Raw genomic sequence first — 12392 nt, 5'->3', positions numbered from 1 at the left:
GCCGTCGCGGTCCTTCTGGAGGATCGAGGCTTTCGGTGCGTCCTCGACATTGAGCGTTCCGGGAAAATCGGGCAGCAGATGCGTGAAGCTGCGGTTCTCGGCGTAGATCACGACGATGGTTTTGATTTTCTCTAAGCCCTCGGGCAACGCATCGGTCGGCGGGGCTGTCGCTTGGGCAGCGGCCATAGGGCCCCAAAGCGCCAACAGCAATCCTGCAAACACCGTGCGCAACATGCGTGCCCTCTCTCACCGGGTGGATCGACTTAGACTGCTTCGCAAATTGGACCGCCAAGGAGATTGGATTGCCGAAAAATGGCCGGGGCAATATCCCGGCCACTCTAACATTCAATCCCATCCTCGCGATCCGCTAGCGCGCCTCGGTGGCGGCTTCTCGCTGGGGCCCGAAATCGTATTCATAGATATGCGCATGCTCCTTCACCAGCACGGGCCGCAGATCGGCGAACGCGTCCTTGTATTTGTAAAAGGGGATGCGCGGGAACAGGTGGTGGATCAGGTGAAAGTTCTGGAACAGGTAGAGCCAATCCACGACGGGCTCGGCGACCTTGCCATGCACCCAGAACACGTTGGTGTCACGATAGCGCTCGCGAACCTTATGCGGTTTATGGGGCAGATAGGCGAAGAAGTAGATAATGAGCGCCGAGGCGAGAATGTGCGGGAACACCCACAGCATCAGGACTTCGCGCCAGTAGCCGATCACGCACAGGCCGATGATCGTCGCGTAATAGATTGCGTTCATCAGCGCGATCTGAAGTGAGAGACGGCGCATACCCGGAACGTGCGGATGGAAGGCGATGTGCCGCCAGAAATAGTTGTGGTAGACGAAAACAATCGTCATGCAGCGCCAGAAAAGCAGGAACGGATTGTTCACTGCCACCCAGTGATCCGGATCCAGCTCCGGATCGTTCGTATCCCGGTGGTGCGCCAGATGCATGTAGCGGAAGGCTTTGTATTCGTGCAGCAGGATCGTGCCGCATACATAGCCGATCAGGTGGTTCAGCCACAGATAGCGCGAGTGCTTGCCGGCGATATTGCCGTGGCAGGCCTCGTGAAGCGGCGTCTGGTCCGCATAGAGAATGAACGCATTGAGGATCAATCCGAGCCAGAGGGGGATGAGCCCCATCGTGCCAAGCGTGCAGACCGTCGCGAAAGACGCCACGATTCCGATCGCAAGGAACACGGTGGGCCAAGCCACCATGCCTTGATAGGGCCGGATCTTCTGGAGTGCCTGACGGTCCGCCGGGACGTTCGGTTGGTCGCGGGAAATTTCAGTAATCGGGGGTTCGGCGACAACGGGCATGGATTTACAACAGTCCTCGGATTCTAAGCTTCGAACTTCCTGACATCGTCGAGACGACAATCGCTGAGCCGCGATACGTGTTTGCGTCAAGACAATAAATTGCGCTGACCGGCAAGAAAATTCGCACGCCACGCCAGACACGTTCGCGAACGGCTGCAATTTTGGGACGTGACGGCGTCCCGTTCAAGATGGAATGCGCCGAGGCCGCAATCAGGGTTGACGAAGACAAAACCACGAAAAAAATCAAACTTTTAGCGCGATTATGGGTCGGCCATGCCCGCGTGCGTGCGGCGCCGGTCCATGCTCCCTGTGGCGCGCATGCAACAGCCCGCCGAAGGTGGATTCGGCGGGCTGCGATGCATTTTAAGACATAGCGCTAGCGGCAGAAGTGCTCGTAACCGTCATAGCCAAGATAGGTCCCCGACCTTGGGTTGAAACTCCGGTAGCGCGATCCGCAATAGGCATACCAGTCATCGGTCCAGGGTTGCGGACGATAGCCCACGGGCCGATAGGGGCGCGGCGGCGGGGCCACGACGACCTCGCGCGGGGTGAGGGCGCTGCCGATTACCGCGCCGACACCGAGGCCGACCAGTCCCGCGCCAAGCGCATTCCAGTTGTCGCCGCCACGGCGGCCGTAATAGTTGTTCTGAACGTAGCGGCCGCCATGGCCGCCCTTCCAGCCGTGACCACGGCCACGTCCGGCTTCCGCAGGCATAGCTGCTGACAAGGCGAAGACCGCGGCGAGCGCAGCCACAAATGCAAAATACGATTTCCGACCCATAATTCCGTTCCTCGAGAGCAGCGCCGTTGCCTTTCGCGCCGTTTAAGGTTGAGAGAACCCCCCAGATCCGGTGAGGCCTTCCTGCCCCCCCGTTCGTGGCACCCTAGGGGCGTCCACATGAACCTGACCTGAACGTTCGGGTCGAATCTAAGCTACTCAAAAAACACAAAAAAACCGCCGGACCCGGGCGGGTCCAGCGGCGAATGAATCTGTTTCCACGCTTCGGTTAGAAGCGTGTCAAAAGCAGTTGCAGCTACGGACGCCCTGTAAGGCTACTGCGCCATCTGCACGTTGGCGGCCTGCTTACCGCGACCGCGGCGGTCGTCCTCGATCTCGAAGGTGACCTTGTCGCCTTCGTTCAGCGGCGGCAGGCCAGCGCGCTCGATAGCAGACGCATGGACGAACACGTCCTTGCCGCCATCTTCCGGCTCGATGAAGCCGAAGCCACGCGTATGGTTGAAGAATTTAACGGTGCCGTTGACACGAGACATATCGGGGGAGTCCTTTCCCGTTCTCTAGTTTCAAAATAACGGGCCACTCAGCCCCTTCGCTTGAGGCGTTCTCTGACTGAGTCCCCCAAGGAAGAAGCGCATGGCGTCTTCAGATGTCAGGAAAGGGTCGTGCTCTTCGCTACGTTCCGTCGCTAACCGTCGTCTTAGTCCACGCCCAACCGCAGGCGCCCGAGGCCCCCAAAGATGGGGTATGCGAGCGCAATTGGCAAGTCCTTTTGGGCCGCCGTCGGACCCTCGGACCCTTACGGGCCAAGGCTTTCCGGGCCGTCAACCCTAACCTAAACGCCAGATGAACGGACCCCTCAGATTGGGTTCAGCCGCTCCCCCCTAAACCTGATCCCACGACGCGCCGAGAGGGATGCGCCGGTGCCGAAGAAGGGGACAAGGGTCATGGGGACGATCACGGGGAAGAAAATCGCAGGTTTCGCGCTTGGTTTTATCGCGCTTGCCGCCATCGCGATCGTCACCGGCCACCTGGCCGACGCCCAAATCGCCACCCAGTTCGCCGACGGCCCCCCGCTGATGTATGCCGGAATTCGAGGGTAAGGGTCTCTAAGGCCACATGACCAGTGGGGGCATGGACGATAGGATCGCCTCGACATTGCCGCCGGTCTTCAGCCCGAAGATCGTGCCCCGGTCGTAAAGCAGGTTGTACTCCACGTAGCGCCCGCGGCGGATGAGCTGCTCGGTGCGGTCTTCCTCGGTCCAGGGCGTGCCGACATTGCGGGCCACCAGCTCCGGATAGCTGCCGACGAAGGCCTTGCCCACCTCCTGGGTGAAGGCGAAGTCCGCCTCCCAATCGCCCGTATCCAGATAGTCGTAGAAGATGCCGCCTATGCCGCGCGGCTCTTTCCGGTGCTTGAGATAGAAATACTCATCGCACCAGTCCTTGAAGCGTGGATAGTCGGCCGAGGGCTGGCCCGCGCAAGAGGCCTTCATGGCCGCGTGGAAATCTTGGGCGTCCTGGTCCTCCTGGGTGCGCCGCCGGTTCAGGACGGGCGTGAGATCGCCGCCGCCGCCGAACCAGCCCTTGGAGGTCACCACCATGCGCGTGTTCATGTGGCCGGTGGGGGCATTAGGGTTCGTGGGGTGGGCGATGAACGACATACCGGAGGCCCAGAAGCGCGGGTCCTCGGCTGCACCGGGAATCTGTCCGGCGAACTCCTTGGGAAATTCTCCGTGGACGGTGGAGGTGTGGCAACCGACCTTTTCGAAGATGCGGCCCGACATCAGGGACATGACCCCGCCGCCGCCTTCCTCGCGCTGCCAAGGCGTGCGAGTGAAGCGGCCGGCATCCTTGCCCTCACAGCCGGGCGCATCCTCGGCCCCATCTTCCACCGCTTCGAGTGCTTGCAGCATCTTGTCGCGCAAGTCCTCGAACCAGCGTTTCGCCCTATCCTTGTTGGCCTCGAAGCTTTCCTTCGATCCTGGAGCATCCATGGTTCCCCGCTCGATTACATTTTCGTATCCCATGATCCCTCTACCCTACCGCTCCGTATTCGTCACATAAGTCCGTTATGGCGTTGGCACTATCGGCTTACTCTTGATCTTCATCAGGGATTACCTGCGCCAATTTGACCACTGTGTCCGCTGGACAACATCCCGTGGCAATGACAGAAAACCGCCATGAATCGCGTTGCTCCCAAGCACGCGGCTAGGCAATAACAGACTTGCGGCACGCTCGGTGCCGGATACGAGAGCCGAGAGGCTGGGCGTTTGCTCTCTTCGGCTCCATCAAAAATTAGGAGCGCTTGGATTCATGGCCAATTCCGATAGTTCCACCGATCCATCTATTTCATATGACGACGATTCGTCGCGACGAGACGTGATCCTGATCGGCGCTGCCGCGTTGGCGGCCATCGGCGGCGCGGCCGTATTGTGGCCCTTGCTCGATCAGATGAACCCAGACGCCTCGACCCTGTCGCTGGCCTCGATCGATGTGGACCTCGCGCCCGTCGAAGAAGGTCAGGCGATCACGGTTATGTGGCGCGGCAAACCGATCTTCATTCGCCATCGCACTGCGCAGGAGATCAAGGATGCTGAAGACGTCAAGCTCGATCAGCTGATCGACCCACTGGCCCGCAACGCCAATCTGGCGGACACCGCGCCGGCGACCGATGCCAATCGCGCCGCCCCCGATAAGGAGCCGTGGCTCGTGATGATCGGGATTTGCACCCATCTGGGCTGCATTCCCAAGGGCCAGTCCATTGGCGATTACAAAGGTGAGTTTGGTGGCTGGTTCTGCCCGTGCCACGGTTCGCAATACGACACGGCGGGCCGTGTTCGCATCGGGCCGGCGCCGGAGAACATGTACATTCCGCCTTACGCTTTCAGCTCTGACACCAAAATCAAGATCGGATAGGGCGGACCATGGCGCACGAATCGACTTACACGCCGTCGACCGGCATTGGGCGCTGGATCGACACACGTCTGCCCGTCCCGCGGCTGATGCACGACCAGTTCGGGGTCTTCCCGATGCCGCGGAACGTCAACTATTTGTGGACGTTTGGCGCAATTTTGAGCTTCATGCTGGTCGTCCAGATCGTGACCGGCATCGTGCTCGCGATGCACTACCAACCGACCGTGGACGGTGCGTTCGACTCCGTCGAGAAGATAATGCGCGACGTGAACTGGGGCTGGCTGCTGCGCTATGCCCATGCGGTCGGCGCATCCATGTTCTTCTTCGCCGCCTTCATTCATACGTTCCGAGGGCTCTATTACGGGTCCTACAAGGCGCCGCGCGAGATCCTATGGATGCTCGGTGTGCTGATCTTATTCCTCATGATCGCCACGGCCTTCATGGGGTATTCGCTGGTCTGGGGGCAGATGAGCTTCTGGGCCGTGACAGTGATTACAAATTTGTTTTCCTCGCTCGACTCTCTGATTCCGGGGCTCGGCACGACGCTAGTGCAGTGGATCTGGGGCGGGTTCTCGGTGGGCGAGCCCACGCTGAACCGGCTCTTCGCGCTCCATTATCTATTCCCGTTCGTCATCGTGGGCGTGGTGATCTTACATATCTGGGCGTTGCATATTCCGGGCAGCAACAATCCCACGGGCTTGGACGTCAAGACGAAGTCGGACACGCTGCCATTCCATCCATACTTCACCATCAAGGATGGCTTCGCGATTGTGCTGTTCTGCCTGTTGTTCGGCGTGTTCCTGTTCTACGCGCCGAACTACCTCGGCCACTCGGACAACTACATTCCAGCCAACCCGCTGCAGACGCCGCCGCACATCGTGCCCGAATGGTACTTCCTGCCGTTCTACGCGATCCTGCGGGCCATTCCGGACAAGCTGTTCGGTGTGATCGGCCTGATGGGTGCGATCGTCGTGCTGTTCTTCATTCCGTGGCTCGATACGTCGCGTATCCGGTCCGTCAGCTACCGACCCATTTTCAAATGGTTCTTCTGGCTGTTTGTGATCTGCTGCCTGGTGCTGGGTTATCTCGGCTCGCAGGCCCCCGACGGCTGGTATCTGTTCTGGGGACGGGTGTGCACGATCTATTACTTCGCCTTCTTCCTGATCATCATGCCGGTCGTGGGGCTTATCGAGAGACCTAAGAGGCTTCCTGGCAGCATCACCGAGTCTGTGCTCGGTAAGAAGACTGCGGCGCCGAGCGGGGGGGCTGCGTGATGCGGAACATTTTGAAACTGTTCGCCGCCATCGCGGTTTTGGCGATCGCGTTTCCCGGTGCAGTTCTCGCCGCGGATGACGGCCACGGCACGGAAATTGAGGCGCAGGACTGGTCGTTCGCACCGCCGTTCGGTCATTTCGACCGGGCGCAGCTCCAGCGCGGCTACAAGGTCTATCAGTTCGTGTGCGCGAACTGCCACGGGATGAAGCTGCTGTCCTACCGTAACCTTGGGGAGCCGGGCGGTCCGCAGTTCTCCGAGGCGGCGGTCGAGGCGTTGGCGAGCCAAGCTCAGATTACGGACGGTCCCGACGATATGGGCAAGATGTTCCAGCGTCCGGGCAAGCCGTCGGACCGGTTCCGTTCACCCTATCCGAACGATCAGGCGTCGCGGGCCGCGAACGGCGGCGCTCTGCCGCCGGACCTGTCCGTGATGGCCAAGGCGCGCGAAGGTGGGCCGGACTATCTCTATGCGCTGATGACGGGCTACGGCGAGGTGCCGGAAGACATGAAGATGACCAAGGGCATGCACTATAATACTGCCTTTCCAGGACATCAGATTGCCATGCCCAATCCTTTGTCCGAGGGCGTTGTGGAGTACACCGACGGAACGGAGCCGACCATCAAGAACTACGCGAAAGACGTGTCCGCTTTCATGATGTGGGCGGCCGAGCCCAAGCTGGAAGAGCGCTACAAGATCGGCGCGCGGATCATGATCTTCCTGATCGTCTTCGCGGTGATCATGTATCTCTCCAATATAGCGGTCTGGTCGCGGGTTCATAAGAAGGATCACGCGGCGAAGACCGAGACCTGAGGCGGATCGATGCTACGGGCGCTCATCTTTTTCTGGATCGCGCTCGTTAGCTTCGCCGCGCTTGCAGAAGACAGCAGCGTCCCCGAGCCGGAAGGCATGGTGTTGCTCACCGTCGGCGGATTGGTGGGCAAATCCAATCGTGGCCCCGTCGACAAGAAGCGCGACAGTGCGTTGGTGAAACTGAAGGCCGACTTCAAACATGGCTTCGCCTTCGACCGGGACATGCTGCTTGCGCTGCCGCAAGGCGAGGTGACGGCGGCGACCCCCGAACTCGGGGACGAAGCGGTCTTCAAGGGGCCGCTTCTGAAAGACGTCATGGTGTCTATCGAGGCCGCGAAGGTAAAGATCCGCTTCGTCGCCTCGGATGGGTACAGCGGCTATCTGCTGCCTGAAGATATTGATGCGTCGGATTACATTCTCGCCCTCGAGGCGGACGGAACGCCCCTTGGCCTCGGCGGCCAGGGACCGCTCTGGCTGATGAATACGCGCAAAGTCGGCGAAACCGTCGGCGAGGATAACCGCGGTAGTCATGTATGGGCCTTAGTCTATATGCATGTGGGCGACTAGAGTTCGGTGCCGGCCGATGGCCGGGCGCGATCTCGCCGCATCACAGTTCACCAAGAGGGAAGCATGACAGACGCAGTGCTCGGCATTATCGGCGGCTCGGGGCTTTACGATCTGCCCGGACTTCAGAATGCGCGCGAGGAGTGCATCGATAGCCCCTGGGGCGATCCGTCCGGGGCACTTCGGTTCGGCGATATTGATGGCCTTCCCATCGTCTTTCTGCCGCGCCACGACCAAGGGCACCGTCTCTCTCCCACCGACATCAACTATCGTGCGAATATCGACGTTATGAAGCGGGCCGGGGTCACGGACCTCATCTCGCTGTCGGCCTGCGGCTCATACAAAGAAGAGCTGCCGCCGGGCACATTCGTGCTTGTCGACCAGTTCGTGGACAGAACCCATAATCGCGCGACGTCGTTCTTTGGCACGGGCTGTGTGGCGCATGTGTCCATGGCCCATCCCACATCGCCGCGCCTTCGCATGCGCATCGCGGAAGCCGCCGAAGCTGAGGCCATCCCCTTCGTTCGCGACGGCACTTATGTTTGCATGGAGGGCCCTCAGTTCTCCACCCTCGCCGAGAGCCTCACCTATAAGGGCCTTGGCTATTCTGTAGTCGGCATGACAAACCTGCCCGAGGCCAAGCTCGCCCGCGAGGCGGAGCTCTGCTACGCGACCGTGGCGATGGTGACGGATTTCGATTGCTGGCACCCGGACCATGACGCGGTAACGGTGACGGACATCATTCGTGTGCTCACGGCCAATGCGGAAAAAGCCGCGCGGCTGGTGGGCCGGCTCGCACGCGACTTCCCGCGCGAGCACGAGCCGTGTCCCGCTAGATCGGATTGTGCGCTCGACACCGCCATCATCACCGCGCCGGAAGCGCGCGATCCCAAGCTTCTGAAAAAACTCGATGCGGTCGCGGGCCGGGTGCTGAACGGATAGAGGCCCGCCGGTCCTAGCCAGCCGGTCACCGCTCCGGTATCAAGGCGTTTCGCGTTCTGCCCACCTCACTGGCCTTCGCGCTGTTGGAGACCCATACGCAATGACCACCGATATCGATCTCAAATCCCTCGTCCGCACGATCCCGGATTATCCGAAGCCCGGCATTATGTTCCGCGACGTGACGACGCTGTTCGGCCATCCGTCGGGTTTTCGGGCTTCCATCGAACAGCTGGTGGCGCCGTTCCACGATCAGCGGGTCGAGTCGGTCGCCGGTATCGAGGCGCGCGGGTTTATTCTGGGCGGGGCGGCGGCGGATCGCTTGCGTTGCGGCTTCGTGCCGATCCGCAAACAGGGCAAGCTGCCCCATAAGGCCATCGGCCAGGATTACGAGCTGGAATATGGCGTGGACGTCATCGAGATCCACGAGGATGCGCTGAGCCCGGGCGAACCGGTACTGCTTGTGGACGATTTGATTGCGACGGGCGGCACGGCTATAGCGGCCGTGAAGCTCTTGCGTCAGCTCAAGGCCGAAGTGGTCGGGGCGGCATTCGTCATCGATCTGCCGGATCTTGGCGGTTGCGCGCGGCTGAGCGAACTTGGCGTGCAATGCCATACGCTCATGTCGTTCGAAGGCCACTAGGGGCTCTTCGCACCTTGGCAGCTATGCTCGCCTGAGCTGTTATGCACGCTGTGGCAGTTATGCTAAGGCGGTTCCATGAATATCGACGGCAAACCGTATCGGACCATCTGGCTTGGTAGCGATGGCGTCTCGGTAGAGATCATCGACCAGTCCAAGCTTCCCTTCGCGCTTGAGATCGTCGCGCTTCGCAGCCTCGAAGACGCGGCCCATGCCATCGCCAGCATGCAGGTGCGAGGCGCACCGTTGATTGGGGCGACGGCAGCCTATGGCGTGGCGCTGGCCATGCGGGACGAGGCCTCCGAAGCGGGCCTTGCACGAGCCTGTGAGGTTCTTGCCGTTACACGGCCGACCGCAGTCAATCTGCGCTGGGCACTTGATGAAATGCGGACGGTTTTGGAGCCATTAGCTCCTGCTGACCGCATCGCGGCGGCGTTTTCGCGGGCAGCGGAGATTTGCGACGAGGACGTCGAGACCTGCCGCAGAATTGGCGAGCATGGGGTGGGTCTGATCGAGGCCCATGCCGCGCACAAAAAAGGCGAGACGGTCAATATCCTCACCCATTGTAACGCCGGCTGGCTTGCCACGGTCGATTGGGGCACGGCGCTTGCGCCGATCTACAAGGCTTTCGATCAAGGCATTTCCGTCCATGTTTGGGTGGATGAGACGCGGCCGCGCAATCAGGGTGCGTCTCTGACCGCCTTCGAGCTCGGCGCTTATGGCGTGCCGCATACGATCGTCGCCGACAATACGGGCGGCCATCTGATGCAGGCGGGTCTGGTCGATCTTTGCATCGTAGGCACCGACCGCACGACGGCGAATGGCGATGTGGCCAACAAGATTGGCACCTATTTGAAGGCGCTTGCGGCCAAGGACAATGGGGTCCAGTTCTTCGTCGCCCTGCCGCATTCGACGATCGATTGGACGCTCGACGACGGGCGAAAGATTCCCATCGAGCAGCGGAACGCCAGCGAAGTGACTCATATGACGGGGCAACGGCCCGACGGGACGACTGCGACCGTTGTCATCGCGCCGCCGGGATCTGCGGCAGCCAATTATGCCTTCGACGTAACGCCCGCGCGGCTCGTCACGGGCTTCATCACCGAGCGTGGGGTGACGCCAGCTTCGCGCGAGGGTTTGTCTCTCTTATACTCGTAACGTCGGGAGGCGCCCTCGTCTGCGCCCTTTGAGGGGCCGTAAACCGCCGCATGGAGGGGCGGGGGATGGAGCCACACGATCTGACGTCCGATGCGATCCATTTCGGGATCGCTGTCCTGCTTGGCGCCCTGGTCGGCATCGAGCGCGAGAAGCATCGCCGTGAACGCAAGGCCAAGACCGAACAATCGGCGGGACTGCGGACCTTTATCCTGCTTGCGCTTTTCGGCGCTTGCGCGGCTTGGCTCTCGCGCGCGTTCGACTCCTATTGGATTCTGGCCGCCGGCTTGCTGATCAACGGGACGTTTGGCGTCGCGGGCTACTTGGTGACCACGCGCGGCCAGCGTCAATCGGTCGGCCTTACCACTGAAATTGCCGCCATCATCGTTTTCTTGCTGGGCGCGATCGTCATGCTGGGTGGATCCGAAATCGCCATTGCGCTTGCCGTCATCACGACAGCGGTCCTTGCCTACAAGGAACCGATGCATGGCTTCGTGAAACAGCTTGGCTGGGACGACGTCTTTTCCGGGCTGCAGTTGTTGATCGCAACTTTTGTCGCGCTGCCGCTCCTGCCCGACAAGCCCATCGATCCGTGGGGTGCGCTCAATCCTTACGAACTTTGGCTCTTGGTCATTTTGATTTCCGGCCTGTCGCTAGTCGGCTATGCACTGACGCGGTGGCTCGGCCCAGGCAAGGGCGCGCTCGTGACGGGGTTCGCCGGCGGGCTGGTCGCCTCGACGGCGGTGACCGTCTCGTTCGCCAGGGAAGCGCGCACCAACCCAGCCAATACGATGGCGTTCGCCAGTGGAATTCTGGTGGCCTGGTCGGTCATGTTCGTGCGTGTCCTGGTGGTCGTGGCCGTGGTAAACAGCGCGCTGCTCGGGCCGATTTTCGTGCCCTTCGCGGCGTTGGCATTGGTCGGGGCCGCGGCGGCAGCGTTGCTCTATATTCGCATCCATCGAGACGGGCGTGAGGTCAGCGCTCAAGGAGATCTGCAGGTCAGCAACCCTTTCAGCGTGACCTCCGCGGTGAAGTTCGCGGCCTTCTTTGCCGTGGTGCTCGTCGCCGTCAAAATCGCCCAGGACAATTTCTCCGAAAGCGGCGTGTATGCCGTCGCCGTGCTTGCCGGGCTGACGGATGTGGACGCAATTACCCTATCCATGGCCGAGCTAGCCAAGACCGGCGATGCTCACGTGGCGGTCGTCGCCATCGTGATCGCGGCCTTAGTCAACACGGCGGTTAAGTGGGGCATCGCCTTCGTGCTGGGGGGGGCTGCCCTCGGTAAGCCGCTTCTGTGGGCGATATTGGCGATGTTCGCCGCCGGTCTTGCGAGTGTGCTGCTGGTGTGATCCACGGCGGGCGGCACAAAAACGCGGCGCCCTAAATAGGCACCCCGCTTCTTCGAAACGACTCTCGTAGTCGGCAGACTGTCTAGATGCCGATATAGACGTTAACGCCCCGGCGGCGCCCGTAGTAGTAACGGCGACCGTAATAGGGGCGACGATAATACCGGCGACCGTAATAGGGGCGGCGATAATACCGGCGACTATAATAGGGACGGCGATAATACCGTCTCCGATACCACCGTCTGACCGGAACGATCTCCGATGCCGTGGCTGGGCTATAATTCAGTGCCGCGGCGGCCGGCGTTGCCGACGCAGGCTTCGGGCTTGCGACGAAGAAAATGGCGACAAGCCCGACTAGGGTCGTGAAGAGAACTGAGCGCATGAGGTACCTCGTGTACTTTGTGACCCTTCCTCGTAGGCCCTTAGGGTGGGCCGAGCCGGCCCGAAAGGGAACCCCAAAGCGTTGAATTTCACGAATCTTTTGGCTTGACGTCGTGGGCGAGCGGGCTTGGGCGCGCGCGGCATTGGACGCGAAATCGCGCAGAGGATCGCTGTTTGGCGCAGGTCCTGTCCCGGCTAGGCCAGTACCATAACGGCCATGAAACCCAGCGTTGCGGCTGCGGCCGTCGGTGCCATCCAGCTCATCTGGCGGGACCCTGCGGCCCAAAATCCATGGTCCGCCAGGCTATGGC

General features: G+C 61.0%; 14 protein-coding genes and 1 pseudogene. 9 read left to right on the top strand and 6 right to left on the bottom strand.

Annotated features, from left to right (window positions below):
* From WBQ77_RS02435 to WBQ77_RS02420, 4 genes and pseudogenes are all read right to left on the bottom strand, one after another.
* A pseudogene (locus tag WBQ77_RS02435) lies at positions 1-234 on the bottom strand (hypothetical protein); the annotation flags it as partial.
* A gap of 133 nt (positions 235-367) precedes the next feature.
* Positions 368-1318: a fatty acid desaturase family protein gene (locus WBQ77_RS02430; RefSeq protein WP_424058755.1), complete on the bottom strand. Its 951-nt coding sequence runs from the start codon at positions 1316-1318 to the stop codon at positions 368-370.
* A 376-nt stretch (positions 1319-1694) separates the two neighbouring features.
* Positions 1695-2099 (bottom strand): BA14K family protein, encoded by a 405-nt coding sequence (locus WBQ77_RS02425; protein WP_424044796.1) that lies wholly within the window; start codon positions 2097-2099, stop codon positions 1695-1697.
* 272 nt (positions 2100-2371) lie between these two features.
* A complete protein-coding gene (locus WBQ77_RS02420) occupies positions 2372-2590 on the bottom strand; it encodes a cold-shock protein (protein WP_424044797.1) in 219 nt (72 codons plus the stop codon).
* A gap of 411 nt (positions 2591-3001) precedes the next feature.
* Between WBQ77_RS02420 and WBQ77_RS02415 the strand changes: the two genes are divergently transcribed.
* Positions 3002-3157 (top strand): hypothetical protein, encoded by a 156-nt coding sequence (locus WBQ77_RS02415; protein WP_424044799.1) that lies wholly within the window; start codon positions 3002-3004, stop codon positions 3155-3157.
* 6 nt (positions 3158-3163) lie between these two features.
* Here the strand turns inward: WBQ77_RS02415 and hemF are convergent, their stop codons facing one another.
* Complete coding sequence (hemF, locus tag WBQ77_RS02410; RefSeq protein ID WP_424058757.1) at positions 3164-4051, bottom strand: oxygen-dependent coproporphyrinogen oxidase; 888 nt, start codon at positions 4049-4051, stop codon at positions 3164-3166.
* Positions 4052-4370: 319 nt separating this feature from the next.
* Here hemF and petA point away from each other — a divergent pair, with 319 nt between their 5' ends.
* The 8 genes from petA (at position 4371) to WBQ77_RS02370 (ending at position 11703) form a co-directional block, all read left to right on the top strand.
* Positions 4371-4973, top strand: a complete 603-nt coding sequence (gene petA / locus WBQ77_RS02405) for a ubiquinol-cytochrome c reductase iron-sulfur subunit (protein WP_424043262.1) — start codon at positions 4371-4373, stop codon at positions 4971-4973.
* An 8-nt stretch (positions 4974-4981) separates the two neighbouring features.
* The gene (locus WBQ77_RS02400; protein ID WP_424043264.1) at positions 4982-6244 is read left to right on the top strand and encodes a cytochrome b; all 1263 of its coding nucleotides are present in this window, start codon (positions 4982-4984) and stop codon (positions 6242-6244) included.
* A complete protein-coding gene (locus tag WBQ77_RS02395; protein ID WP_424058753.1) occupies positions 6244-7056 on the top strand; it encodes a cytochrome c1 in 813 nt (270 codons plus the stop codon). The genes WBQ77_RS02400 and WBQ77_RS02395 overlap by 1 nt, the downstream gene beginning before the upstream one ends.
* 9 nt (positions 7057-7065) lie before the next feature.
* Positions 7066-7623: a hypothetical protein gene (locus WBQ77_RS02390; protein ID WP_424058751.1), complete on the top strand. Its 558-nt coding sequence runs from the start codon at positions 7066-7068 to the stop codon at positions 7621-7623.
* A gap of 63 nt (positions 7624-7686) precedes the next feature.
* Complete coding sequence (locus tag WBQ77_RS02385) at positions 7687-8562, top strand: S-methyl-5'-thioadenosine phosphorylase (RefSeq protein ID WP_424043269.1); 876 nt, start codon at positions 7687-7689, stop codon at positions 8560-8562.
* Between the two features lie 100 nt (positions 8563-8662).
* Positions 8663-9202 carry an adenine phosphoribosyltransferase gene (locus tag WBQ77_RS02380; protein ID WP_424043271.1) on the top strand — a complete coding sequence of 180 codons (540 nt, stop codon included), beginning with the start codon at positions 8663-8665 and terminating at the stop codon, positions 9200-9202.
* Positions 9203-9277: 75 nt separating this feature from the next.
* The gene (gene mtnA / locus WBQ77_RS02375) at positions 9278-10357 is read left to right on the top strand and encodes an S-methyl-5-thioribose-1-phosphate isomerase (protein WP_424058749.1); all 1080 of its coding nucleotides are present in this window, start codon (positions 9278-9280) and stop codon (positions 10355-10357) included.
* A 65-nt stretch (positions 10358-10422) separates the two neighbouring features.
* Positions 10423-11703 carry an MgtC/SapB family protein gene (locus WBQ77_RS02370; protein WP_424041418.1) on the top strand — a complete coding sequence of 427 codons (1281 nt, stop codon included), beginning with the start codon at positions 10423-10425 and terminating at the stop codon, positions 11701-11703.
* 82 nt (positions 11704-11785) lie between these two features.
* On the opposite strand, the gene WBQ77_RS02365 is transcribed toward WBQ77_RS02370, so the two are convergent.
* Complete coding sequence (locus WBQ77_RS02365; RefSeq protein ID WP_424041416.1) at positions 11786-12082, bottom strand: hypothetical protein; 297 nt, start codon at positions 12080-12082, stop codon at positions 11786-11788.
* Positions 12083-12392: the final 310 nt, after the last annotated feature.

It is taken from the genome of Methyloceanibacter sp. (assembly GCF_049590335.1).
Taxonomy (GTDB): domain Bacteria; phylum Pseudomonadota; class Alphaproteobacteria; order Rhizobiales; family Methyloligellaceae; genus Methyloceanibacter.
Note: the sequence above shows the minus strand (reverse complement) of the source record. Positions and strands in the feature narration are given on the sequence as shown.